This is a genomic window from Nocardia halotolerans (assembly GCF_042650145.1).
Classification (GTDB): Bacteria; Actinomycetota; Actinomycetes; order Mycobacteriales; family Mycobacteriaceae; genus Nocardia; species Nocardia halotolerans.
On the sequence record NZ_JBHSDL010000001.1, the window covers coordinates 32,552 to 56,633 of the forward strand.

21 protein-coding genes are annotated in these 24,082 nt (G+C 67.5%); 11 read left to right on the plus strand and 10 right to left on the minus strand.

Features of this window, described 5'->3' with window-relative positions:
* Positions 1-1,965, minus strand: a complete 1,965-nt coding sequence (locus ACFO5K_RS00140; protein ID WP_378555021.1) for a glycoside hydrolase family 15 protein — start codon at positions 1,963-1,965, stop codon at positions 1-3.
* Positions 1,966-2,069: 104 nt separating this feature from the next.
* Here ACFO5K_RS00140 and ACFO5K_RS00145 point away from each other — a divergent pair, with 104 nt between their 5' ends.
* The 9 genes from ACFO5K_RS00145 to ACFO5K_RS00185 all read left to right on the plus strand — a co-directional run bounded on the left by ACFO5K_RS00145 (position 2,070) and on the right by ACFO5K_RS00185 (position 12,265).
* Positions 2,070-2,306 (plus strand): hypothetical protein, encoded by a 237-nt coding sequence (locus tag ACFO5K_RS00145; protein WP_378555022.1) that lies wholly within the window; start codon positions 2,070-2,072, stop codon positions 2,304-2,306.
* 130 nt (positions 2,307-2,436) lie between these two features.
* Positions 2,437-2,526: an Ms4533A family Cys-rich leader peptide gene (locus ACFO5K_RS00150; protein WP_019045829.1), complete on the plus strand. Its 90-nt coding sequence runs from the start codon at positions 2,437-2,439 to the stop codon at positions 2,524-2,526.
* 177 nt (positions 2,527-2,703) lie between these two features.
* Positions 2,704-3,756, plus strand: coding sequence for a sulfate ABC transporter substrate-binding protein (locus tag ACFO5K_RS00155; RefSeq protein ID WP_378555023.1), 1,053 nt, complete (start codon positions 2,704-2,706; stop codon positions 3,754-3,756).
* Between the two features lie 137 nt (positions 3,757-3,893).
* Positions 3,894-4,694 (plus strand): sulfate ABC transporter permease subunit CysT, encoded by an 801-nt coding sequence (gene cysT / locus ACFO5K_RS00160; RefSeq protein WP_378555172.1) that lies wholly within the window; start codon positions 3,894-3,896, stop codon positions 4,692-4,694.
* Positions 4,691-5,497, plus strand: coding sequence for a sulfate ABC transporter permease subunit CysW (gene cysW / locus ACFO5K_RS00165; RefSeq protein WP_378555024.1), 807 nt, complete (start codon positions 4,691-4,693; stop codon positions 5,495-5,497). Before cysT ends, cysW begins: the two co-directional genes overlap by 4 nt.
* On the plus strand, positions 5,494-6,489 hold the full coding sequence (locus tag ACFO5K_RS00170) for a sulfate/molybdate ABC transporter ATP-binding protein (RefSeq protein ID WP_378555025.1): 996 nt from the start codon (positions 5,494-5,496) through the stop codon (positions 6,487-6,489). The genes cysW and ACFO5K_RS00170 overlap by 4 nt, the downstream gene beginning before the upstream one ends.
* A 333-nt stretch (positions 6,490-6,822) precedes the next feature.
* Positions 6,823-7,836, plus strand: a complete 1,014-nt coding sequence (locus ACFO5K_RS00175) for an AurF N-oxygenase family protein (RefSeq protein ID WP_378555026.1) — start codon at positions 6,823-6,825, stop codon at positions 7,834-7,836.
* A gap of 12 nt (positions 7,837-7,848) precedes the next feature.
* On the plus strand, positions 7,849-9,438 hold the full coding sequence (locus tag ACFO5K_RS00180; RefSeq protein WP_378555027.1) for an FAD-dependent oxidoreductase: 1,590 nt from the start codon (positions 7,849-7,851) through the stop codon (positions 9,436-9,438).
* Positions 9,439-9,895: 457 nt separating this feature from the next.
* Positions 9,896-12,265: an Hsp70 family protein gene (locus ACFO5K_RS00185; RefSeq protein ID WP_378555028.1), complete on the plus strand. Its 2,370-nt coding sequence runs from the start codon at positions 9,896-9,898 to the stop codon at positions 12,263-12,265.
* 190 nt (positions 12,266-12,455) lie between these two features.
* Here ACFO5K_RS00185 and ACFO5K_RS00190 read toward each other — a convergent pair whose 3' ends face one another.
* Positions 12,456-12,878: a VOC family protein gene (locus ACFO5K_RS00190; protein WP_378555029.1), complete on the minus strand. Its 423-nt coding sequence runs from the start codon at positions 12,876-12,878 to the stop codon at positions 12,456-12,458.
* Between the two features lie 91 nt (positions 12,879-12,969).
* Here ACFO5K_RS00190 and ACFO5K_RS00195 point away from each other — a divergent pair, with 91 nt between their 5' ends.
* Positions 12,970-13,908, plus strand: coding sequence for a helix-turn-helix transcriptional regulator (locus ACFO5K_RS00195; RefSeq protein ID WP_378555030.1), 939 nt, complete (start codon positions 12,970-12,972; stop codon positions 13,906-13,908).
* A gap of 159 nt (positions 13,909-14,067) precedes the next feature.
* Here the strand turns inward: ACFO5K_RS00195 and ACFO5K_RS00200 are convergent, their stop codons facing one another.
* The 3 genes from ACFO5K_RS00200 to ACFO5K_RS00210 form a co-directional block, all read right to left on the minus strand.
* The gene (locus ACFO5K_RS00200) at positions 14,068-15,078 is read right to left on the minus strand and encodes a hypothetical protein (RefSeq protein ID WP_378555031.1); all 1,011 of its coding nucleotides are present in this window, start codon (positions 15,076-15,078) and stop codon (positions 14,068-14,070) included.
* A gap of 157 nt (positions 15,079-15,235) precedes the next feature.
* Positions 15,236-15,856 (minus strand): YdeI/OmpD-associated family protein, encoded by a 621-nt coding sequence (locus ACFO5K_RS00205; protein ID WP_378555032.1) that lies wholly within the window; start codon positions 15,854-15,856, stop codon positions 15,236-15,238.
* 212 nt (positions 15,857-16,068) lie between these two features.
* The gene (locus ACFO5K_RS00210; protein WP_378555033.1) at positions 16,069-16,503 is read right to left on the minus strand and encodes a winged helix-turn-helix transcriptional regulator; all 435 of its coding nucleotides are present in this window, start codon (positions 16,501-16,503) and stop codon (positions 16,069-16,071) included.
* 130 nt (positions 16,504-16,633) lie between these two features.
* Here ACFO5K_RS00210 and ACFO5K_RS00215 point away from each other — a divergent pair, with 130 nt between their 5' ends.
* Entirely contained in the window at positions 16,634-17,506 is an 873-nt protein-coding gene (locus ACFO5K_RS00215) for an aldo/keto reductase family oxidoreductase (protein ID WP_378555034.1), read from the plus strand.
* A 365-nt stretch (positions 17,507-17,871) separates the two neighbouring features.
* Here ACFO5K_RS00215 and ACFO5K_RS00220 read toward each other — a convergent pair whose 3' ends face one another.
* The 5 genes from ACFO5K_RS00220 to ACFO5K_RS00240 form a co-directional block, all read right to left on the minus strand.
* Entirely contained in the window at positions 17,872-18,690 is an 819-nt protein-coding gene (locus ACFO5K_RS00220) for a sirohydrochlorin chelatase (protein ID WP_449289674.1), read from the minus strand.
* Between the two features lie 113 nt (positions 18,691-18,803).
* On the minus strand, positions 18,804-20,099 hold the full coding sequence (locus tag ACFO5K_RS00225; RefSeq protein WP_378555036.1) for a sulfate adenylyltransferase subunit 1: 1,296 nt from the start codon (positions 20,097-20,099) through the stop codon (positions 18,804-18,806).
* A gap of 1 nt (position 20,100) precedes the next feature.
* Positions 20,101-21,060, minus strand: coding sequence for a sulfate adenylyltransferase subunit CysD (gene cysD / locus ACFO5K_RS00230; protein WP_378555037.1), 960 nt, complete (start codon positions 21,058-21,060; stop codon positions 20,101-20,103).
* A 72-nt stretch (positions 21,061-21,132) separates the two neighbouring features.
* Positions 21,133-21,852: a phosphoadenylyl-sulfate reductase gene (locus tag ACFO5K_RS00235; RefSeq protein WP_378555038.1), complete on the minus strand. Its 720-nt coding sequence runs from the start codon at positions 21,850-21,852 to the stop codon at positions 21,133-21,135.
* A gap of 20 nt (positions 21,853-21,872) precedes the next feature.
* Positions 21,873-23,666, minus strand: coding sequence for a nitrite/sulfite reductase (locus tag ACFO5K_RS00240; protein WP_378555039.1), 1,794 nt, complete (start codon positions 23,664-23,666; stop codon positions 21,873-21,875).
* Positions 23,667-24,082 lie beyond the last annotated feature (416 nt).

A 24,082-nucleotide genomic window follows, 5' to 3' on the forward strand; every position in this document is an offset into this window, starting at 1 on the left:
TCACGATCGATGCGTCGGGGGGTGCGCGGGCTGGAACTGGCCGGCGTGGTGTGAGTCCTCGGCGCGGATCACATGGGTCACCGCGTTGATCAGCGCCAGATGGGTGAACGCCTGCGGGAAGTTGCCCAGGTGACGTCCGGTGCTCGAGTCGATCTCCTCGGCGTAGAGACGCAGCGGGCTGGCCAGGCCGAGCAGCCGCTCGCACAGGTGGGTGGCGCGTTCGAGCTCACCGATCTCGACCAGCGCCGAGACCAGCCAGAACGAGCAGATGGTGAAGGTGCCCTCCTCGCCCGCCAGGCCGTCGTCGGTGGTGTCGGTGTGGTAGCGCAGCACCAGGCCGTTGACCGTGAGCCGGTTCGCGATGGCGAGCACGGTGGCCCGCACCCGCTCGTCCTCGGGTGGCAGGAAGCGGGTCAGGACCACCAGCAGCAGTGAGGCGTCGAGGGTGTCACCGCCGTAGGTCTGGGTGAACACGCCGTCCTGGTCGACACCGTGGGCGAGCACGTCGGCCCGGATCTCCTCGGCGATCTCGAACCATTCGGCCGCCCGATTGTGCTGTCCGTGCAACTGGGCCAGGCGGGCGCCGCGGTCCAGCGCCACCCAGCACATCACCTTCGACGAGGTGAAGTGCTGCGGTTCGCCGCGCACCTCCCAGATGCCGCGATCGGGTTCGCGCCAGTTGGCGATGGCCGCGTTCACGGTGCGTTCGAGCAGCGGCCACAGCGTTTCCGGTACCTGCCCGCGCGACTTCACGTGCAGGTACACCGCGTCGAGCATGGTGCCCCAGATGTCGTGCTGGTTCTGGTCGTATGCGGCGTTGCCGACGCGGACCGGTGTGGCGCCGTCGTAGCCGGACAGGTTGGGCAGCTGGTATTCGGTGATGGTGCGTTCGCCGCCGATGCCGTAGAGCACCTGCAGGGGCAGCGCGTTACCGTCGTCGTCGGTGGTGACGTCGTCGAGGAAGGCGAAGAAGTCGTTGGCCTCACGGTCGAGGCCGAGGGTGTACAGGCCCCACAGCGCGAAACTCGCGTCGCGCACCCAGGTGTAGCGGTAGTCCCAGTTCCGTTCCCCGCCCGGTGTCTCCGGCAACGAAGTGGTGGCGGCGGCGAGCAACGCGCCGGTGGGCGCGTAGGTGAGGCCTTTGAGGGTGAGCGCGCTGCGCTGCAGGTAGTTGCGCCACGGGTGGTCCGGGAAATCGCCGAGGGTGATCCAGCGGCGCCAGCATTCGGTGGTCTCCCACATCTTGTGCGCGGCCTCGTCGAAAGTCGCCGGTGCGGGCAACTCCGACCAGGTCAGCGCCACGAAAGCCTGTTCGCCCTCGGCCATCCTGGTGCGCGCCCGCGCCTCCCTGCCCTCGAGGCCGAGGCGCAGATCGGTGGTGAGCACCAGTGACGGCCCGGAATCGGGATCGTTCCAGGCCCGGGCGGTGGCCTCTTCATAGACTTTGCCGGTGTACTCCCAGCGCGCGCCGCCCTGGTGGTAGTCGAAGGAGGGCTGACAGCTCATCTCCAATTCCACGGTGCCGCTCACACACCGGACCATGCGCAGCAGGATGTGGGCGGCATCCCAGTCCATCGGGGTGCGGCGATGGGTCTTGGAACGCTGGTTGTTGTTGTGCCACGGCCCGAGCACCAGGGCGTCGCGCACGATCAGCCAGCCGGTCTCGGTCTGCCAGGTGGTTTCCAGGATCATCCCGCCCGGCAGGTACCGCCGGGCGGCGGGCACATTGATGCCGTACGGGCCGATCCGGAAGTGCCCGGCGCTGCGGTCCAGGATCGCGCCGAACACACTGGGGGAGTCCGGACGCGGCACACACATCCACTCCACCGAGCCGCTGGTGGCGATCAGGCAGTTCGTCTCGCAGTCGGACAGGAACGCGTAGTCGTCGATCGGCGGAAAGGCGCCGCGACGACCACTGGAGACCGGACGCAGAATCGGCAGGCTGTGCGCACTGGAAAGGTCCATCGACCCATCATCACCGGCGACGCGTGACCCGTCCACCACGACGGGCGATCCGCCGGTCACCGGCCGTGGCGGGGCGTTCACCGTGACCGACTAGGGTGGTCGGCGTGCAACGCATCGCAGGATGGTGGGACGGCTTCGAACTGTGGGTAGCCGGACTGCCCTTCATTCCCCAGTTCCTCGTCGTCCTGGTCGGCATGGTCCCGATCAGCTTCGCCATCGCCTACCTGCTCGACCGCGCCCTGCGGGCGCTCTTCCGCGCCCTGGGCCGCGACGACCACACCGAAGTGCCGGTAGCGGTCGCCGCGCCCGCGCGCCCGACCGTCGGCAGTGGTGCACGCTGATGCCACGCTCACGCGTTCAGCTCGCGCTCATCGCCCTGCTCGTCCTCGTCGTCATCGCCTGGTTCTTCACCCGGTGACGGTGCGCCGCCGCCGATCCGGGCGGTGCGTCGCAATCTGCTAGAGTCTGCCCGTGTCGTCGAGTGTCGCCCCGCAGATCCGCCATGAGCTGGCGTTGATCGCTGTCGGCAATCTCGCCGTCGCCGACATCCTCTGTCGGTGACCATCCACCGGACACGCCTGCGCGTCGGTGCCCAGTAGACTGGCGCGCGCTTTCCTTTTCGCAGTCGTAGTCCGTTCCCCGCGGGTCCCCGAGCCCAGGCGCGCCACCGACGCCAAGAGCACTTCCTGCGGCAACCAGAGATGTTGCGCGACAGGTCTTCCCGAAAGGTTCTTCCCGATGTCTCGCAGCACCCGGATCGGTTCGCCGCGTCGCGCCGTTGCCCTGGCCACCCTCACCGCGGTGGTGGCGGCGACCCTGACCGCCTGCGGTGGCGGCGTCAGCGACTCGACCGACGACAGCGTGGTGGTGGCCGATGGCAGCGGTGGCACCATCACCCTCTACGCCTACGCCGTGCCCAAGCCCGGTTTCGACGAGGTCGTGCCCGAGTTCAACAAGACCGAGGCCGGTGACGAGGTCGCGGTCCGCCCGTCCTACGGCGCCTCTGGCGACCAGTCCCGCAAGGTCAGAGACGGTGCCCGCGCCGACGTGGTGAACTTCTCCGTCGAGCCCGACATGACCCGGCTCGTCGAGGCGGGTGTGGTCGCCGAGAACTGGAACGCCGATGCCACCAAGGGCGTCGCGTTCGGCTCGGTCGTGACGCTGGTGGTGCGCGAGGGCAACCCCAAGGACATCAGGGACTGGGACGACTTGCTGAAGCCGGGTGTGGAGGTGGTCACCCCCAACCCGTTCAGCTCCGGTTCGGCCAAGTGGAACCTGCTCGCGCCCTACGCCGCCAAGAGCGAGGGTGGCAAGAACCCGCAGGCCGGGTTGGACTATCTGTCGCAGCTGATCTCCGAGCACGTCGAGGTGCAGCCGAAGTCGGGGCGCGAAGCCACCGAAACCTTCTTGCAGGGCACCGGCGACGTGCTGCTCAGCTATGAGAACGAGGCGATCTTCGCCGAACGCAACGGCGACCCGATCGAACACGTGAATCCGCCGGTGACGATCAGGATCGAGAATCCGGTGGCGGTGACCAACAACGCCGAGAACCTGTCCAAGGCCATCGCCTTCCGCGACTTCCTGTTCACCACCGAGGGGCAGCGGGCCTGGGCGCGCGCCGGCTTCCGGCCGGTCGACCCGGCGGTCGCCGCGGAGTTCGCCGCCGACTTCCCGGAACCGGCCACCCTGTGGACCATCGACGACCTCGGCGGCTGGAAAGTTGTCGACGAGGACCTGTTCACCCAGGGCACCGGCAAGATCGCCGCCGTCTACGACCAGGCGACCAGGTAAGTCGTGACCCAGCACACACGCGATACTGGACAACTGTGACTCACAGCGTTGGGCCCGCCGCGACCGGGGACACCCCTGCCGCCGGCGCCGCCGTCGAACCCGAAAAACCGAAGCCGCCGGGCCGTCGCTGGTCGTGGTTGCGCGTCACCGGCTCGGTGGGCCCGCTCGGCATCGCCACCGCGGTGCTGTGGCTCAGTGTCATCGTGCTGCTGCCGCTGGCTGCGCTCACCGTCAGCTCCTTCGAGCACGGCTGGTCGGGGTTCTGGGCAGCGGTCACCGCGCCGGCGGCGCTGGACTCGCTGCGGGTGACGATCGGTGTGTCGGTGGTCGTGGCGCTGCTCAACCTCGTGATGGGCACCCTCATCGCCTGGGTGCTGGTGCGCGACGAGTTCCCCGGCAAGGGCATTGTCAACGCGCTGATCGATCTGCCGTTCGCGCTGCCGACGATCGTGGCCTCCATCGTGCTGCTGTCGCTCTACGGCCCCAACAGCCCGGTCGACATCCAGCTCAACGCCACCCAGCCCGGCCTGATCGTGGCGCTGGCTTTCGTGACCCTGCCGTTCGTGGTGCGCTCGGTGCAGCCGGTGCTGATCGAGGTGGACCGTGAGGTCGAACAGGCCGCGCTGTCGCTGGGTGCGAACAACTGGATCACCTTTCGCCGCATCGTGTTGCCCACGTTGGCACCGGCGATCATCTCCGGCGGCGGCCTGGCCTTCGCCCGGGCGATCGGCGAATACGGTTCGGTGGTGCTGATCGGCGGCAACATCCCGCGCGAGACCCAGGTGACCTCGCAGTACATCCAGCAGCAGATCGAGGTCGACCGGCCGGTGAGCGCGGCCGCGGTGTCGGTGGCGCTGCTGATGATCGCCTTCGTCACGCTGCTGGTGCTGCGTCTGCTCGCCGAGCGCACCGCGCGTAAAGAAGAGGCCGCCCGATGAAGCTGTCGCCGTTCACCCGGATCTCGTTGCGCACCGTCGCGCTGGGTTACCTGTTCGCGCTGCTGGTACTGCCGCTGTCCATCATTCTGTTCCGCACCTTCGAACGCGGGATCGGCGCGTTCTACGACTCGGTCACCACACCCGCGGCGATCTCGGCGTTCCAGGTGTCGATGATCATCGTGGCCATCGTCGTGCCGTTGAACGTGGTCTTCGGTGTGGTCACCGCGCTGGCGCTGGTGCGCAGCAAGTTCCCGGGCCGCAGCCTGGTGCAGGGCATCGTCGACCTGCCCTTCGCCGCCTCGCCGGTCGTTGTCGGTGTGGCGCTGATCCTGCTGTGGGGCGCGGGTGGCTGGTTCGGCGGGCTGAGCGACCTCGGCTTCCAGGTGATCTTCAGCCTGCCCGGTATGGTCCTGGCCACCATCTTCGTCACGTTGCCGTTCGTGGTGCGCGAGGTGGAACCGGTGTTGCACGAGATCGGTGACGATCAGGAGCAGGCCGCGGCCACCCTCGGCGCCTCCGGCTGGCAGACGTTCTGGCGGATCACCCTGCCCGCGATCCGCTGGGGCCTCACCTATGGTGTGGTGCTCACCGTGGCTCGCGCGCTGGGCGAGTTCGGCGCGGTGATCATGGTCTCGACCGCACTGCCCGGCAAATCGCAGACCCTGACCCTGCTGGTGCACGGCCGCTACATCGACGACCACAACACCTTCGGCGCCTACAGCGCGGCGACGCTGCTGATGGGCATGGCCCTGGTCGTACTCCTCCTGATGACTCTTCTCGAACGCAAGCGGGGCACCGAATGATCACCGTGACCAACGCGCGCAAGAACTACGGTTCCTTCGCCGCTCTCGACGACGTCAGCATCGATATCCCTTCCGGGGAGCTGACCGCGCTGCTCGGCCCGTCCGGTTCGGGCAAGTCGACGCTGTTGCGGTCGATCGCCGGTCTGGAATCGCTGGATTCGGGGGTGGTGGTGATCGCGGGCAACGACGTCACCCACGTGCCGCCGCAGAAGCGCGACATCGGTTTCGTGTTCCAGCACTATGCCGCGTTCAAGCACATGACCGTGCGCGACAACGTGGCTTTCGGCCTGTCCATTCGCAAGCGGCCGAAGAAGGAGATCGACAAGCGCGTCGACGAGTTGCTCGGCATCGTCGGTCTCGACGGTTTCCAGCACCGTTACCCGGCGCAGCTCTCCGGTGGTCAGCGTCAGCGGATGGCGCTGGCGCGCGCGCTGGCCGTCGATCCGCAGGTGCTGTTGCTCGACGAGCCGTTCGGCGCCCTGGACGCGAAGGTCCGCACCGATCTGCGTCAATGGCTGCGCCGGTTGCACGAGGAGGTCCACGTGACCACCGTGCTGGTCACCCACGATCAGGAGGAGGCCCTCGATGTGGCCGACCGGATCGCGGTGATGAACAAGGGGCGCATCGAGCAGATCGGTTCGCCCGAGGACGTCTACGACCGGCCGGCCAACGAGTTCGTGATGTCGTTCCTCGGCGCGGTGGCCCGGCTCAACGGCCATCTGGTGCGCCCGCACGACATCCGGATCGGGCGCGATCCGAGCATGGCGTTGGCCGCGCACGAGGGTACGGCGGATTCGGCCGGGGTCACCAGGGCCACGGTGGAGCGCATCGTGCGCTTGGGGTTCGAGGTGCGCCTGGAGTTGCGCAATGCCGCGACCGGCGACAAGTTCGCCGCCCAGGTGACCCGTGGTGACGCGGCGGCACTGCACCTGAACGAGGGGGAGACGGTCTACGCGCGGGCCACCCGTATCCCGGACCTCCCGCTCACCTAGCCACATCGGCATCGATCGGGCTCCGCGGTAGCTGTCGCGGAGCCCGGTCGTCGTCTGGGCGGGGCGGCCGCGTCGGCGCAGGATAACCGGTACCGCCGGTTCCTCGGCGCGGAATGACGCGCTCGCCGCCGAAGTATTTTCCAGCGCTCACCGGTGCCCGGCATCGGCTGTGCAGTACACGGTGTCACAGGTAGAGGCATTTTTACTGGTGAGTAGCTTATCCGGGCACAGTTTCGCCGCGCCCGAGCCGGGCATTTCCTGGGTAGATGGAGTTGACGTGACCCCTCGTAGGTGTAACTATTGGAAACAGTAAACGTCCCTTGAGGAGAGGCAGTGACGACGATGTCTGCGCCCACCACCCCTGACGTCGATCCTGTAGTCGCCGAGGCTCAGGCGTACGCCGAGAAGTTGCTGATGCTGTCCGAGGCGTCGGTGAATCGCCACTTCGACCCGTTCGAGGACATCGACTGGGACAACCCGGAGTTCGATCCGGACTACAAGCCCGAACGCTGGGTGCTGGTCACCTCGGCCGACCCGATCGGGCGGCACCCCTGGTACCAGGCCCTGCCGCTGGACACCAAGATCGAGATCGGCAAGGTCCGCCAGGCCAACGTCGCCAAGGTCGGCCTGCAGTTCGAGGCCATCCTGATCGTCGGCATGATGCAGCACATCTTCAACCTGAAGAACAACGACCCGGAGTTCCGGTACTGCTCACACGAGATGATCGAAGAGCACAACCACACTCTGATGTTCCAGGAGATGGTGAACCGCGTCGCCGACGTGCCGGGCATGAACCCGCTCGTGCGCTCGCTGCGCCACCTGGCCGCCCCCGCCGGCGCCTTCCTGCCGAACTTCTTCTTCATGGCCGTGCTCGCCGGCGAAGAGCCGATCGACCACATCCAGAAGGACATCCTGCGCTCGGGCGATGACATTCACCCGATCATGCGCGGCGTGATGGCGATCCACGTGGCCGAGGAAGCTCGCCACATCTCCTTCGCCCACGAGTTCCTGAAGAAGAACGTCCCGGCCCAGCCCGCGTTCAACAAGGCCGTGCTCTCGATCGCCATGCCGATCGTGATGTTCGTGCTCGGCCGCGCGATCGCGACGCCGCCCAAGACCTTCTTCAAGAAGTTCGACATGCCCACCGAGGTGCGCAAGGAACTGTTCTACGGTTCCAAGGAAGCCAAGCGGACCTTCGCCGACTACTACGTCGACGTGCGCGCTCTGGCCGAGGAGATCGGGCTGATGAACCCGATCGCCCGCAAGGTCTGGAAGCTGCTCGGTATCGATGGACCGTCCAGCCGTTACCGCTCGGAGCCCAAGCGCTCCGCCAAGTCCGCTGCCTGAGACGATAGATACATGCCATACGTTGTCACCCAGTCATGCTGTAGCGACGCCTCGTGCGTCTACGCATGCCCGGTCAACTGCATTCATCCGACCCCGGATGAGCCGGACTTCCGCGTCGCGGAAATGCTCTACGTCGACCCGGCCGCGTGCGTGGACTGTGGTGCCTGTGCCACCGCGTGCCCGGTCGACGCGATCACTTCGTCGAAGAAGCTGACCGAAGAGCAGAAGCCGTTCATCGAGATCAACGCCGACTTCTACCGCGTGCAACGCGACCGGCCCACGCTGGCCGCGCCGGTGATGCCACCGACGATCGACACGCAGCGTTCGCCGCTGCGGGTCGCCATCGTCGGGTCGGGCCCCTCGGCGATGTACGCCGCCGACGAGCTGCTCACCCAGCCGCGGGTCGAGGTCACGATGTTCGACCGGTTGCCGCAGGCCTATGGTCTGGCCCGGCTCGGCGTCGCGCCCGATCACAAGCACACCCGCAAGGTGGCCGACCTGTTCGACGTGATGTCGAAGCAGGACGACTTCGGCACCTACCTCAATGTCGAGATCGGCACTCACATCACCCATGCCGAGCTGCTCGAGCACTTCCACAGCGTGGTCTACGCCGTCGGTGCCTCCGCGGATCGCAAGCTGAACATCCCCGGTGAGGGGCTGCCCGGCAATGTGTCGGCCACCGACTTCGTCGCCTGGTACAACGGCCACCCCGACCATGCCGAGGACCGTTTCGATCTGAACCAGAAGCGAGTGGTCATCGTCGGCAACGGCAACGTCGCCCTCGACGTGGCCCGGATCCTGACCGTCGATCCGGCGACGCTGAGCGATACCGACATCGCGCCCTATGCGCTGCGCGCACTGCGCGAGAGCAAGATCGAAGAGGTCGTCATCCTCGGCCGTCGTGGTCCGGCGGAGTCGGCGTTCACGGTGCCCGAGTTCGTCGGCCTGCTGGCCGCCGATGTCGACATCGCGATCGAGGGCGAACTGCCGCCGATCACACCCGAACTGCCGTTCAAGGTCGAGCAGAAGCTGCGGTTGCTGCACAGCGTCGCCGAGCGTCCGTTCGGCGAACGCAAGCGCATCGTGTTCCGGTACCTGTCCTCGCCCGTGGAGATCCTGGGCACCGACGAGGTCACCGGGGTGCGGGTCGAGCGCAACGAACTGGTCAGCGACGCCGAGGGACGCACCAGTGCGGCCCCGACCGGGGAGACCGAAGAGCTCGAGGCCGGTGTCGTGCTCACCTCGGTCGGCTACCGAGGGGTGCCGACCAAGGACCTGCCCTTCGACGACGCGCGCGGCGTGATCCCGAACGAGGCGGGCCGGGTGCTCACCGCTCCCGGTGGTGAGGTCGTGCCCGGTACGTATGTGACCGGCTGGATCAAGCGTGGCCCCACCGGTTTCATCGGCACCAACAAGTCCTGTGCGCAGGAGACCGTGCAGCAGCTCGCCGCTGACTTCAACAGTGGCGCACTGCGTGAGCCGGTACGCGACGCGCGGGACTTCGACCGGCTGGTGCGTGCCCGCCGTCCGCAGGCGCGTGCGGGTGGTGCCGCGGTGCCCGCGCCGGAGAGTTCGTTGAAGCGGCTGCTCACTCGCGGCTGATTGTCTGTTTGTTCGAATGCCCGCCACGTCTTTGGACGTGGCGGGCATTCGGCGTTTACGGGGGGCATACAAATGTGGGGCTTTGCTTTTCGTGGTGAGTGGAATCATGTCGTCGGTTGAAGAATTGATTACTGGTCGGTAAGTGTGTCCATTGCCGTTAAAACAAACCGTAAGAATGTGATTCGCCGGGCGTCCGTAACGATTACTCGTGGGTAGCTGGCTCTCGGAGTCTGTGATGTACGGAAGGAACGTTCAGGGGACTGGACGGTCGTCTGTATGCGGTCCGACCTGCGGTGATGGGCCAATTGGCCCTCGAGGTCACGTGTTTCGTATCAATCATGCAGCAATTCGGGGATTGCCCAGTTAATCTAGGCGAGCTGTTTGGAAGACGACCGCGGCCACATGGTGCGCTTGCGTGCTGGGCGTGGTCACGGTGCGTTGACGGGATAGCAAAAACATGACCAGAGGTCTGGGCTTGAGTATCGGTACGGTCAATGCGATTTCGGCGGTGGTAGCCGATGATCCGGCCAAACCGAAAGTGCGCACACGGCGCACCGCCCTCACATTCGACGAAGCGGGCCGGCCACGTATCGGCGCGATCAACGACTTCGCCTCGGCGATCACCGATTTCGCGGACCTGAGCCGCGAACCGGAGCCGATGGTGATCGGCGGACGCCTGTTCTCCGCCACCAACCTGATCGCCGCGGTGGTCACCGGGCTGATCGAGCTGGCCGATCCACCCGCGGGTGTCGTGCTGACCTACCCGGCCACCTACTCCGACAAGCAGGTCGCCCTGCTCGGTCAGGCACTGCACCTCGCCGGAGCCGGTCAGGTCCTGCTCGTACCCGAACCGGTGGCCGCGGCCGAATGGCTCGAGATCGAACAGGGCCCCTTGTCGCCCGGCTTCGTACTCGTCTACGACCTCGGCGCCAACAGTCTCGACCTCGCGGTCTTACGCGTCGGCCCCGACTGGCCGCACCACCCGATGGTCGCACCACCGGTGCGGTCCAACGACTTCGGTGGCAAGCCGCTGGGAGAGATGGTCGCGCGCTACGCGGGTGAACCGCGCTCCGGGCGCGCGGGCCAGACCCTCACCTCGATGGTCGATCTCGACGCCCTGCGCGCCGAACACATCCGCGACACCTTCCCCCTGGTCAGCAAGAGCGTGGCCGCGGCCGGCCTGCGCCTGGCCGACCTGTCGAGCATCGTGCTCATCGGTGGGGCCGCCCGCCCGCCCGAGGTCGCCCGCACCCTCGCCGAACTCGGGGTACCGCTGGTCACCGTCGCCGACCCCGGACAAGTGGTCGCCGCAGGCGCGGCCGGGCTGGCCGCCCGCACCTTCGCGCCCACCCAACCCAGCGGTGCCACGGTGCCGCAGGTCGCGGTGTTCTCCAGTGCGGCTGTGGTTTCGGCGCTCGCCATGTCGGCCATGACGGTCTTCGGCAGCCCCTTCGACCCCGACCTGACGCCGATGCACAAACGCTTCCCCGCGCTCGGTGCCCCAGCCGACGCACTGCTCTACGACATGAGCGCTGATCTGCTCACCGCACAGGCGGGCGGGCTGCTCGAGACCATCGACCGCCGCACCGGTGCGGTCGTGCGCGTCGCCGGTGCCGCCGCTGCACGCACCGCTTACGAGCGGATCGTCGGTGCTTCGGCCGCCGGGCCCGCGCACACGGCGGGCAAAACGTACAACGGCGGGGAGCGCAGTGCTCAGCCGGAAACACGCAACGACTGCCTGGTGCCCGCGCGCACGAGCTACGGCGACCCGGCCCGCTTCATCAACCCCCTCCCGTTCGAGTACCCGGCGTCCCCGCCACAGGACACACCCACCGACCCCGGCACTCCGGACCTCCCCGACGGTGGACCGATCACGTCTCCCGGTCCGAACCCCGATGATCCATCGATTCCGGGCGATCCGTCGGTACCTGCTGATCCGTCGATTCCCGGCGACCCCTCGGTTCCCGAGGTTCCGACGGTGCCGGGCGCTCCCGATACTTCCGCTCCGGATGCCGGTACCGGGTCGACAGACGGCTCCCCTGAGCCGGACACCGGTGGCACGCCCGCCGGAGACGACACGGGTTCAGCCCCTGCCGATGGCGCGCCGGCAACCGGTGGTGGAACCGACGGTGGTTCGGCGGGTGGTGGGTCGGGCGCCGGTGGTGCGCCGGACAGTGGTGTGGGCGGCGGGACTTCGGGCGATGGTTCCGACGGCGCCGCGTCCGGTGGCGATGCGTCGGGTGGTGGTGCGTCGGGTGGTGGTGCGTCGGGTGGTGGTGCGTCGGGTGGTGGTGCGTCGGGTGGTGGTGCGTCGGGTGGCGGTGCGTCCGGTGGCGGTGCGTCGGGTGGTGCGTCCGGCGGTGGTGCTTCTGGTGGTGGTGCGTCCGGCGGAGCAGCTTCAGGTGGTGCGTCCGGCGGCGGCGGTGCGTCGGGTGGTGGTGCGTCCGGCGGTGGTAATTCAGGCGGTGTGTCCGGCGGGGGCGGTGCGTCGGGTGGTACGTCCGGCGGGGGTGGTGCATCCGGCGGCGGCAACTCAGGTGGTACGTCCGGCGGCAGTGTTTCCGGTGGTGGTGGTTGGGGTGGCGGCACCTCGAGTGGGGCCGGTGGCGCAGGCCGCTCCGGTGGCAGCACCTCCGGTGGGACATCTTCCGGCAGCGACTCGGCGTCGAGCGGAAGATCCTCCGGCGGATATTCGTCCGGTGGAGCATCGTCCAGCCGGGGCGGCAGATCCGGTGGCAGCGACTCCTCGTCGGGCGGTTCCTCTTCCGGCGGTTCCTCGTCCGGCGGATCCGGTGGCGGTGCCGGTGGTGGCGGCTCCCGGCGCTGACGGCCGCGGCCCGAGAACCGCGCGGACCAGCGCCGTCTCCCGAGCGCTTTGCCCCACCGCGCACCCGGCGGTCCACGGCAACCTCGGCCGTCGCCGTGGACCTCGTGACGCTCGTCCGTTCACGAGGTGACCGGCGACCGCGAGGACGGCGTCGCGATCGCCTCGAAATGCCGGTCGGCTCGCTGAGTGGCTACGCGCTCGCCGCGGACTCGCGGCCCGAGGTCATGGCGACGAAGTGGGGATTCGACATGATGCCGAGGACGTTGCCGAACGGGTCGAGCACCGCCGCCGTCACGAATCCTTCTCCGTCACCGCGCTCGGTGATCGGTTCGTATACGGTGGCGCCGAGCTCGAGCAACCTGGCCACGGCGGCTTCGAGATCATCGACGTGCCAGAACACGAGGCCACCGCCGCCGGGTGCGTTGCGGGCACCCGCCGGTGCGAAAGCCCGGTTGATGATGCCGAGTTCGGCCTGCATCGGCCCGAACCGGAACTCGTAGTAGCCGCCCGGTACCTCGTAGTACGGCGCGATGCCGAGGAATTCGCTGTACCAGTCCTTGGCGGCGGTCAGGTCGTCGGCGTAGTAGGTGGTGGTGGCCATTCCGCGCAGCATGTCTGCTCCTTCGTCGTGAATCGGTGTCGAGGGCAACGATGCCAGTTGAAGTGCTCACCGAATGAGCACTTTGTTGGGCAGAATGACGGGTATGCGAGCGGACAGATTGGTGGCCACCTTGTTGTTGATGCAGGCGCGCGGCCGGGTGACGGCAGCGCAGGTCGCCGCTGAACTCGAGGTGTCGGTGGCGACGGCTCGCCGTGACCTGGAGGCGTTGTCGGCTGCGGGCATTCCGGTGTACCCGCAGGCCGGCCGGGGCGGTGGCTGGTCGCTGGTGGGCGGTGCCCGCACCGACCTGTCCGGTCTCACCGCGGGCGAGACCAGGGCGCTGTTCCTGTTGGCCGGACCGGCCGCCGCGGCCGCACCGGAGCTGAAGTCTGCACTGCGCAAACTGGTTCGAGCGCTGCCGCACACTTTCCGCGCCGATGCCGCGGCGGCGGCCGACGCGGTGGTAGTCGACCCGGCCCGTTGGGGCCGGCCCGACCCTCGTCCACCCGAGGTGCTCGATACCCTGCGGCGTGCGGTGGTGGACCGGCGCCGTGTCCGCATCGATTACCTGCGCGGGGGCAAGCGCACCACCCGCACCCTCGATCCATGGGGGCTGGTGGAGAAGGAAACAGTCTGGTACCTGCTGGCCGGTACCGAACGCGGCAAACGCACCTTCCGGCTGGACCGGATCACGGCGGTCACCGCCCTCGACGAGAACGCCGAGCGCCCAGCGGACTTCGATCTGCAAGCAGAGTGGTCGCGCATCGTCACCGAGATGGAGCGACGCAGATCGGCGGTCGCGGCCACCGTCGCGGTGTCGCCGTCGCTGGCGCCGATCCTGGCGGATCAACAAGGCCGCAACTGCACGTTGCTCGGGCCCGCCGAGGACGGCCGGATGCTGGCCGAGATCACCGCCGACACGGCCAAAATGGTCGCCAGGCAGCTGGCGGGCTGGGGCGCCGATGTCGAGGTGCTCGGTCCTGCCGAGGTAAGAGCCGAACTGGTCGCGCTGGGCAGAGAACTGGTGCGCGACAACAGCTGACAGGCCCGGCTGCCCGGATCAGAACTCGGTGGAACCGGTGCGCAGCGGCCCTGCGGTCGCCGCTCAGGCGGGCCCCGAACCTCGAAACCTGGAGTGCGGTAGATATCAAGATGTTCGCCACAGGGGCGCACACGGACTCCAGCGTGTCCCCGGAGTCGTTCAGTGCTGCGATGTGTGTCCTGAGGTGCGTGGTGCGGCGGTGAGGGTGAATGCCGCGGTGCGGACCACGTCGTTGTGCCGGAAATCGAGGAACAATCGGTAAGTACCCGGCCCGGGAACGGCCGTGTGGAAAGAGATTTCGGGGCCGGCCGGGGTGACGCCGTCACCGGGCTCACCGTTGGGGTGCACATGGACATAGGCGAGGTCGCCCGCCCGCAGGACCACCAGGTGACCGAAGGCCGCGAGGTAGGGCTGCAGGTCGGTGACCGCAACGCCGTCCTTGTGCACGGTGAGGGTGAGCAGGTCACCGTCGGCGCGCAGATCACCGTCGACGGTGATGGTGTAGCCGTCGACTTCAGCGAGCCGGTTCACCGGCGGCACCCGCTCGGGTGCGTAGTGCCCGGCGACAGCCAGATCCGCGCCGAGCGTGATCGTGCGACCGAGCGCGCGTGGTGCGATATCGGTGAACACCCGGTAGATGCCTGCCTCGGGCAGCTCCAGCCGGATCGCCCAGGTCCCGTCGTCCTCCCGGCGCGGGTGCACATGCCAGAACCCGGTCAATTCCCGGCGCGCCACGATCAGATGCAACTCGCGATCATGAATCGGATCGAACTCGGTCACCGCCACCCCGTCGGGCCCGAGAATCCGGAAGCGGAAGTCGATTCCACCCGGCTCGGCGATCGCGGTATCGAGATCGAGCGTGTACCCGTCCTGGGTGATCTGCAGCCCACCTGGTAGCCCGGCGCCGTGCTCACTGTGCGCCCCGTGTGCATGCCCGGCCTGAGCGCCGTCGCTTTGGTTTCCAGCTCGGCCGGTGTGGTCGATGTGCAGGACGTGGTCGTGGGGCACTGCTTCGCCATGGTTGCCGTGGCCGGTGTGGTCGCGGTGCGCAGCGTGGTCCGGGTTCACGGCGTGGGCAGGGTGCCGGCCGTGATGTTCACCGGCGGGGGCGAGCTCGCCGTGGTTTGTGTGGATTTCCTGGTGGTCGACGTGGTTGGCGTTGGTGGTCATGGTTTCGCCTCTCCGAGTTCCAGTGCGTTGTCCCGAATATATACCCCCCTGGGGTATCTAGGAAAGGGCCGTTAGTGTGATCTGAATCGCTCAACGGCGCACTGTGTGCTCAGCGTCCGTTCATCGACTTCCAGTTGCCCGGCAACCGGGACGATCGTCAACCGCGCGTACGTACGCCGTTGCGGGCGTCGGTGACGATATGGGCGATCCGACCTGCTCGCGTTGCGTCCCGAGCAGCACTGACGATCCACCACAGCATCTGTTTGCGGGCGCTGGGCGGGAAGCCGTCCCAGTTGCTTCGAGCCCGCGGGTCCCGGTCCAGCGCGGCCTTCAAGTCACCTGGTTCCTCGAGGTCTTCGACTTGGTCGGAAAGTGTCCACCAGCCGCTGGATTTCGCGGTAGCAATGGCCTGGCGACCAGCGTCGGTCATGTGGCCACGCTTCTCCATATCGGCTGCGCGTTCGCGGTTGAGTCGAGTCCAAGGACTTTTGGGCCGACGCGGCGTGAACAGTTGCAAGCCGCGTTGTTCGTCGAGGATGGTGCTGGTGGAGTCGATCCAGCCGAAGCAGATGGCCTCCTCGACAGCTTCGGGATACGGGCAGCGCGGCAGGCCGGTGGTGTTGCGCCAGGAGCACAGCCCCACACCGCGGACCGACGCGTGGTTGTGCTGCAGCCAGTTCCGCCACTGTGACCGAGTCTCGGCGTGGAAGACCGGGTAGTCGAATTTCCAGGTCGGCGGGTGAGCGGGCAGCGGTGGCAAAGATTCCGGAGTGGTCATCTATCCTCCTGGCGCACTGAGATGAATGGCGAGCTGTTCGACCGTGTCGGCCACCTCGGCTGGTTCGACGACCACCACTGGAGCGGTGAGCGCGCTTGTTCTTCCGGTCATAGGCCCGGTCGCGGCGCGCGATCGGCGAATGCGGGCTCGACTCGACCCACACCCGCTGCACACACGCCGGGCCGGTGGCGGAGACGGGGAACGCTGCCATGCTAGGAGGCTCGTGCGTCGTGGCTCTCGCGATGGGCGAGGACTTGTTCCATATGGGTCTGGGCCCACTGCCTGAGCCCGCGTGTCAGGTGGTGGAGGGAGAGGCCGAGGTCGGTCAGCTCGTAGGTGACGGTGACAGGGACCGTGGGTGTCACGGTGCGGATGAGCAAGCCGTCGCGTTCGAGCGCCCGCAGGGTCTGGGTCAGCATCTTCTGGCTGACGCCGACCAGTACCCGGGCCAGCTCGGAGTAGCGCATCGCCTTCGGAGTGTGCGATGCACCGGACTGTTCGGATGTGTCACCACCCAGTGCACACAGGATCAGCACGACCCATTTGTCCGAGATCCGGTCGAGGAGCTGTCGGCTGGGGCACACCGCCAGGAACGCGTTGTACTCCGCCTTGGCTTGCGCCGTTTTGTCGGCCTTCGTCGTTGCCACTGATCTCGCCTCTCTCCTTCTGGGTTGTTACGCACTCCAAAGTGCCTACTTCCCGACAGGAAGTTCCTCTCCAATACTGGTGCCAGGGGGCTGGAGACACCACCCCTGGTATGAAGGAAAGGCCACCACGATGAACACGCCCTCCGCACCTCTTCCCGGCGGAACCTGGACGCTGGGTGACTCGCCCGTCACCCGGTTCGGCTACGGCGCGATGCAACTCGCCGGCCCGTGGGTCATGGGCCCGCCCGCCGATCACGACGGCGCCCTGGCTGTGCTGCGCGAGGCGATGAGCCTCGGGATCACCCACATCGACACCAGCGACGCCTACGGACCGCGCATCACGAACGAGCTGATCCGCGAAGCGCTGCACCCCTACCCGGAACCGCTGTTCATCGCCACCAAGGTGGGTGCCACTCGCGACGCCCAGGGCGGCTGGCCCACCGCCCGGCGCCCCGAAGAGCTGCGCAAGCAGGTCCATGAGAACCTCCAGTCCCTCGGAGTCGAGACCCTCGACCTGGTCAACATGCGCATGGGCGACGCTCGAGGCCCCCAGCCTGGCTCGATCACCGAAGCATTCGAGACGCTTGTCGGCCTTCAGCAAGAGGGCCTCATCCGCCACCTCGGTGTCAGCAACGTCACCGGCACACAGGTCGCCCAGGCGCGCAGCATCGCCCCGATCGTGTGCGTGCAGAACATGTACAACCTCGCCCACCGCCACGACGACGACCTCGTAGACCACCTCGCCGCCGAGGGCATCGCCTACGTGCCGTTCTTCCCACTGGGAGGCTTCACGCCGCTGCAGTCCGAGGCTCTCTCACAGGTCGCGAACCGACTGGCGGCGACGCCCATGTCGGTCGCGCTGGCTTGGCTGATGCAGCGCTCGCCGAACATCCTGCTCATCCCCGGCACTTCGTCCACCGCTCACCTGCACGAGAACATCGCCGGAGCCGGCCTCCTCCTCTCCGACGAGGATGTGGCCGAACTGGACAGTATCGGTCACTGACCAGCACACAGGTCAGCCGTTTCAGCGTCGGCGCCTCCAACGCGAAATGCGCGCCGATCGTGCGCGCCCGCGCCCCGATCCGCCGGGCCAGATCCTCGCTGTCCCATTGCTCGACCTTCGCATCGAGTCCCTCGACGGACTCGACCCGCGGGACGGGGACGAAGTGGTCGCGCCGCTCGGATTCGATTCTGGCCCTGCTCGTCCCGGGAGCCTTCACCACGGCGGCCTTCAAATCACCGGCCGGCTCGACGGTCACCTCACCGAAGTCGACCTCTGCTTCCGGTCGGTTCTGGTGGTTCGCTGCTGCTCGGTGTGCCTCGCCCGTGCGGTGGGTGTGGTCGCACGACACCCCGGTGTCCGTCCGCTCAGGCGGAGAGTTCGAGTTCCGTCGCGGTCGCGCTGTCATAGCGCGCCCAGATCACCTCGGTGAGTGCGGGATGTGCACCGATGACGTCGGCGTGGACGACCTCGGGTGCCGCGGCCAGGAGGCGGTCGGTGAGCAATCCGGGCGCGAGGAACCACGGCGCGACCACGAGATGTGCGGCGCCACGCGCACGCAATCTTTCCATCGCCGTGGTGATTCCGGGTTCGACTGTCGCGAAGCACAATTCGGTGCGAATGCCGGTCGCTGCCGAGAGCCGGCGAGCTACCGCGGCGGTGCGCACGTTCGCTGCCGCCTGGCGTGAGCCCACGGCTGCCACCACAATGCCCAGCGATTCCACGGTGGCTCCGACGAGCCCATCCGCCTCGACGTTTTCGGCGAGCCTGGTCGCTCGAGTGTGGTCTGCCATCGGATTGCCTTGCCCAGCAGCTCTACTCGGGTGCGCATTGGGCAAGCCGGCCAGGGGACCGGCAGTGGCGGCACCGTGCCCACCGATGGCGACAGCTGCGACCACCCGGTCCCACAGCGCTTCGATCAGTAAGGCATCACGACCGAGCACGTCGGTCTGCTCGAGCCGCATCCGCGGATGCCGGCGACCCGCTTCGGCCAGTAGCGCGGGCAGATCGACCCGCGCGTGAAAAGCGTTGCCCAGCAACAGTGGAACCACGATCACGTCGGTATGTCCCTGCGCGGCCAGCTCGTCGACCACCTGGTCGACCGAGGGCGCGCTGAGATCGAGAAAGGCCAACCGCACCGTGCGATCGGGCCGAGCGGCAGCGACATCGGCGACCACCGCCGTCATCGTCGCCGCCGAGCGTGGGTCGCGGCTGCCGTGTGCCACCGCGATCAACGCGGGCCCACCACCGCCGCGCGGCACCACAGGGGCGCCGCGCAGCGGGGCGAGCGTGCGATACATCAGACCGCGGTACCGACCTCGACCGAGGTCAGCACGTCGCCGACCAGGCCGGCCGCGAGGGTGTTGCCACCAGCGGGATCGATCAGCAGGAACGAGCCGGTGTAGCGGTTGGTGCGGTAATCGTCGGCCGGAATCGGCTCGGCCAACCGCAGCGACACCCGGCCGATGTCGTTGAGCTCCAACGCCTCCGGGCTCGGCTGCGCGGTGAGCGTCTGCTCGTCGAGCCGCTCCACCAGTGAGCCGACGATGGCCTGCGTGGTCTTGGCGCCGTGCTTGAGCAGCAGCCGCGCGCCGGGACGCAGCGCCTTGTCGCCGAGCCAGCAGACGGTCGCCTCGAAGGTGTCGACCGGCTCCGGCGCGTCGGCGGGGGAGGCGATGATGTCGCCGCGCGAGATGTCGACCTCGTCGGCCAGGACCAGCGTCACACTGCGTCCCACCTGGGCAACCGCCAGTTCACCGTCGGGGGTGTCGATGCGTTCGACGGTGGTGCGGATGCCCGAGGGCAGCACCACGATCTCGTCACCGGGCGACACCGAACCGGCCGCGATCTGCCCCGCGTAACCACGGTAATCCGGGTACTCGGCGGTGCGCGGACGGATCACGTACTGCACGGGAAAACGCAGCCCGAGCGCGTGCGTGCCGGTCGAATCCGCGTCGACCGGCACCGACTCCAGGTGCTCGATCAGCGAGGGCCCGTTGTAGTACGGGGTGTTGTCCGAGCGGCTGGCGATGTTGTCACCGTGCAGTGCCGAGACCGGAATCTCCAGCACGTCCTCGTCGGCCCAGCCGAGCTTGGCCGTGAGCAGATTGAACTCGGCCGAGATCGTGTCGAACACCGTCGCCGGGTCGTCGACCAGATCGATCTTGTTCACGGCCAGCACCAGCTTGGGCACCCCGAGCAGCGCCAGCACGGCGGCGTGCCGCCGGGTCTGCTCGATGACGCCCTTGCGCGCGTCGACCAGCAGGATCACCAGCTGCGCGGTGGACGCGCCCGACACGGTGTTGCGCGTGTACTGCACGTGCCCCGGGGTGTCGGCGAGCACGAACGACCGCTTCGGTGTGGCGAAGTAGCGGTAGGCCACGTCGATGGTGATGCCCTGCTCACGTTCGGCACGCAGGCCGTCGACGAGCAGCGACAGGTCGGGAGTCGACAGACCCCGGTCGACCGAGGCGCGGGTGACGGCGTCGATCTGATCGGCCAGCACGGACTTGGTGTCGTAGAGCAGCCGTCCGACCAGGGTGGACTTACCGTCGTCGACAGAACCGGCGGTGGCCAGCCTCAATAGGTCGGACATATCAGAAATAACCCTCTCGCTTGCGGTCTTCCATGGCGGCTTCGGAAACGCGGTCGTCGCCACGGGTGGCGCCACGTTCGGTGAGCCGGGACGCGGCGACCTCGGCCAGGATGGCCTGGTTGTCGGCGGCGTCGGAGATGATGGCGCCGGTGGTGGAACCGTCGCCGACGGTGCGGTAGCGCACCGACCGGGTCTCGAGCACTTCGTTCTCGTTCGGGCCACCCCACACCCCGGGCGTCATCCACATGCCGTCGCGCTGGTAGACCGGGCGCTCGTGGGCGTAGTAGATCGACGCCAGGTCGATGTCCTCGCGGGCGATGTAGCGCCAGATGTCGAGTTCGGTCCAGTTGCTCAGCGGGAACACACGCACGTGCTCACCCGGTGCGTGCTTGCCGTTGTAGAGGTTCCACAGCTCGGGACGCTGACGCTTGGGATCCCACTGGCCGAAGGCGTTGCGCAGGGAGAAGATCCGCTCCTTGGCGCGCGACCGCTCCTCGTCGCGGCGACCGCCGCCGAAGACCGCGTCGAAGCGGTGCTCGGTGATGGCGTCGAGCAGCGGCACGGTCTGCAACGGGTTGCGGATACCGTCGGGACGCTCGGTGAGGCGGCCGTCGGCCAGGTACTCCTCCACCGAGGCGACATGCAGGCGCAGACCGTACTTCTCGACCACCTTGTCGCGGAAGGCGAGTACCTCGTCGAGATTGTGCCCGGTGTCGACGTGCAGCAGCGTGAACGGCAGCGGCGCGGGCCAGAACGCCTTGAGCGCCAGGTGCAGCAGCACCGTGGAGTCCTTGCCGCCGGAGAACAGGATCACCGGACGTTCGAACTCGCCCGCGACCTCACGGAAGATGTGGATGGCCTCGGACTCCAGCGCCGCGAGGGTGTCGAACTCGGTCAGGCCGAGGTCGCGTTCGGTGGTGTCGGTACTCACAGGCTCACTCCCGGTGGTGGTGATGGTCATGCTGTGTCCTATCTGCCTGCCCGAGGGGCCCTGCGTGGTGACGCAAGCTGCCGCCTCCGGGCCCTGACTCGGTCAGGCGGTGTGCAATCCGCATTCGGTCTTGGCGAGGCCGGCCCAGCGGCCGCTGCGCGGATCGGACCCCGGCTCGGGCTTGCGCGTGCACGGTGCGCAGCCGATGGACGGGTAACCCTCCTCCACCAGGGGATTGACGAGGATGCCGTTGGCTTCGATGTAGGCCTGCATCTCGTCGTCGGACCACGGTGCGATCGGGTTGATCTTCACCAGGCCGAAAGCTTCGTCGAACGAGATCAGCGGTGCGTTGGCGCGGGTGGGCGCCTCCACCCGGCGAATGCCGGTGATCCAGGCGTTGTAGCCGCTCAGCGACTTCTTCAGCGGGACCACCTTGCGCAGCCGGCAGCATTCGGCGGCATCGCGGGTGAACAGGTCCTTGCCCAGCAGTTCGTCCTGCTCGGCGACGCTGTGCTCGGGGCGCACGTTCACCACGTTCACGCCGTACACGGCCTCGACCGCGTCCCTGGTGCCCATGGTTTCGGCGAAGTGGTAGCCGGTGTCGAGGAACAGCACGTCCACACCCGGGCGGGTCTGGGCGGCCAGGTGCACCAGCACGCCGTCCTGCATGTTGGACGCGACGATGTAGCCGTTGCCGAAATTGCGGTCGGTCCAGGCGATCAGGTCGGCGGCCGAGGCGTCGGGACCGAGTTCGGCCGCGCCCTGCTCGGCGAGGGCGCGCAGTTCGTCTTCGGACAGTTTGGCCGCGAGATTCGTTGTCACAGTGGGGGTCTCCTCATCGACTAACGCAGGTCGGCTTCGTCGGCACGAACCGCCCAGACCGCGAAACGCTCACCGGCTTCACGGTTCTTGACGAAATTGCGGACGACACGGTCGATGTAATCGCCGAGCTCGACGCTGGTCACCTTGTGCTGGCGCAGCTTTCGGCCGAACCCGCTGTCCAGGCCGAGGCTGCCACCCAGGTGAACCTGGAAGCCCTCCACCTGATTCCCGGTGCCGTCGTCGACGAGCTGGCCCTTGAAGCCGATGTCGGCGATCTGGGACCGGCCGCACGAGTTCGGGCAGCCGTTGATGTTGATGGTGATCGGCACATCGAGTTCGGCATTGATGTCGGCCAGGCGCTGCTCGAGTTCGGGCGCCAGCGCCTGGGAGCGCTTGCGGGTCTCGACGAACGACAGCTTGCAGAACTCGATCCCACTGCAGGCGAGCAGGTTTCGTCGCCAGATCGACGGACGGGCCTGCAGGCCGAGCGGTTCGAGCTCGTCGATCAGCGCGTCGACCTGATCGTCGGCGACGTCGAGCACGATCAGCTTCTGGTACGGGGTGAACCGGATCCGGTCCGAACCGTACTTCTCGGCGGCGTCGGCGACCTGGCTCAAGATGGTGCCCGACACGCGACCGGCGATGGGGGAGAAGCCGACGGCGTTGAGACCGTTGCGCAGCTTCTGCACACCGATGTGGTCGATGGGCTTTTCCGGCAGCTCCGGCGCGGGACCGTCGATCAGTTTGCGCTTCAGGTACTCGTCTTCGAGCACCTGACGGAACTTCTCGATGCCCCAGTCCTTGATCAGGAACTTCAGCCGGGCCTTGGCACGCAGGCGGCGGTAACCGTAGTCGCGGAACAGCGACACCACGGCTTCCCAGACATCAGGCACCTCGTCGAGCGGTATCCAGGCGCCGACCCGCTTGGCCAGCATCGGGTTGGTCGACAACCCGCCACCGACCCACAGATCCAGGCCGGGGCCGTGCTCGGGGTGGTTCACGCCGACGAAGGCGACGTCGTTGATCTCGTGCACCACATCCTGCTGGCCCGAGATCGCGGTCTTGAACTTGCGGGGAAGGTTGGAGTACTCCTTCTTCCCGATGTAGCGCTTGACGATCTCGTCGATCGCCGGCGTGGGGTCGAGGATCTCGTCGAGCGACTCACCGGCCAGCGGCGAACCGAGGATCACGCGCGGGCAGTCGCCGCAGGCCTCGGTGGTGTGCAGGCCCACCGCTTCGAGCCGGCGCCAGATCTCGGGGACGTTCTCGACCTCGATCCAGTGGTACTGCACGTTCTCGCGGTCGGACAGGTCGGCGGTGTCGCGTCCGAACTCGGTGGAGAGCTGGCCGATGGTGCGCAGCTGGGCGGCGTTGAGCGCGCCGGCGTCGCAGCGCACGCGCATCATGAAGTACTTGGCTTCGAGGAGATCGACGTTGTCGTCATCGGTCCAGGTGCCGTCGTAGCCCTCTTCGCGCTGGGTGTAGAGACCCCACCAGCGGAAGCGACCGCGTAAATCGGCCTTGTCGATCGAGTCGAAGCCGCCCTTGGCGTAGATGTTCTCGATCCTGGCCCGCACATTGAGCGGGTTGTCGTCCTTCTTGGACTGTTCGTTCGCGTTGAGGGGCTCGCGGTAGCCGAGGGCCCATTGGCCTTCGGACCGGCGGCGGACGGGCTTGCCGGTGCGTTCGCGCGGGGCGACCGCGCCTTCGCTGCGCGGGCGGTCGGGCCGAACTCGGCGTTCGGTGGCCGGGCGCTCGGGACGGGCCTGCGCTGTCGACTGTTCGGTCGAACCGGCGTCGGTGCTCGACGTCATGTGGGGTCGCTCCTGCGGGGTGGGTGAACATCCGTGCTGAAGGCGCGAGGGGCTGGCTCGCGTCAGGTGGTCAGCGGGCCGATGAAAGTCGATGGCACCGGGGGATGCCCCGGGCATGGAAGCCGCTGCGCTACCGGTGGAACCCGGGTCGACAGCAGGCGCTGCAGACACGCTGGAAGTCGACGTGGCGACGGGCCACGAGTCGTACTCCGGTTGCGTGCATGTGGCTATTGTGCCATGTCAGGGCAGGCGTTCCGACCGCAAAGAGATATTTCCCGCACTTTTGCGGGAAATCCCCTGGACGGCCGTCGCGTTCTGTGACGGGTGTCATAATCGCGCTCGCGGAAGTGGCTCATTATTCTTATCGCGATCGGATTGTGAGCTCCGGCACATTGACCTGAAGTGCGGTGGAGCGC

Coding starts and splice junctions, on each gene's coding strand:
- ACFO5K_RS00190 (WP_378555029.1), bottom strand. CDS start 12,878: ATGCTGCGCGGAATGGCCACCACCACCTACTACGCCGACGACCTGACC.
- ACFO5K_RS00220 (WP_449289674.1), bottom strand. CDS start 18,690: ATGACGGCGGTGGTCGCCGATGTCGCTGCCGCTCGGCCCGATCGCACG.
- ACFO5K_RS00140 (WP_378555021.1), bottom strand. CDS start 1,965: ATGGACCTTTCCAGTGCGCACAGCCTGCCGATTCTGCGTCCGGTCTCC.
- ACFO5K_RS00240 (WP_378555039.1), bottom strand. CDS start 23,666: ATGACGTCGAGCACCGACGCCGGTTCGACCGAACAGTCGACAGCGCAG.
- ACFO5K_RS00205 (WP_378555032.1), bottom strand. CDS start 15,856: ATGACCACTCCGGAATCTTTGCCACCGCTGCCCGCTCACCCGCCGACC.
- ACFO5K_RS00185 (WP_378555028.1), top strand. CDS start 9,896: ATGACCAGAGGTCTGGGCTTGAGTATCGGTACGGTCAATGCGATTTCG.
- ACFO5K_RS00180 (WP_378555027.1), top strand. CDS start 7,849: ATGCCATACGTTGTCACCCAGTCATGCTGTAGCGACGCCTCGTGCGTC.
- ACFO5K_RS00170 (WP_378555025.1), top strand. CDS start 5,494: ATGATCACCGTGACCAACGCGCGCAAGAACTACGGTTCCTTCGCCGCT.
- cysD (WP_378555037.1), bottom strand. CDS start 21,060: ATGACCATCACCACCACCGGGAGTGAGCCTGTGAGTACCGACACCACC.
- ACFO5K_RS00200 (WP_378555031.1), bottom strand. CDS start 15,078: ATGACCACCAACGCCAACCACGTCGACCACCAGGAAATCCACACAAAC.
- ACFO5K_RS00195 (WP_378555030.1), top strand. CDS start 12,970: ATGCGAGCGGACAGATTGGTGGCCACCTTGTTGTTGATGCAGGCGCGC.
- ACFO5K_RS00225 (WP_378555036.1), bottom strand. CDS start 20,099: ATGTCCGACCTATTGAGGCTGGCCACCGCCGGTTCTGTCGACGACGGT.
- cysW (WP_378555024.1), top strand. CDS start 4,691: ATGAAGCTGTCGCCGTTCACCCGGATCTCGTTGCGCACCGTCGCGCTG.
- ACFO5K_RS00215 (WP_378555034.1), top strand. CDS start 16,634: ATGAACACGCCCTCCGCACCTCTTCCCGGCGGAACCTGGACGCTGGGT.
- ACFO5K_RS00155 (WP_378555023.1), top strand. CDS start 2,704: ATGTCTCGCAGCACCCGGATCGGTTCGCCGCGTCGCGCCGTTGCCCTG.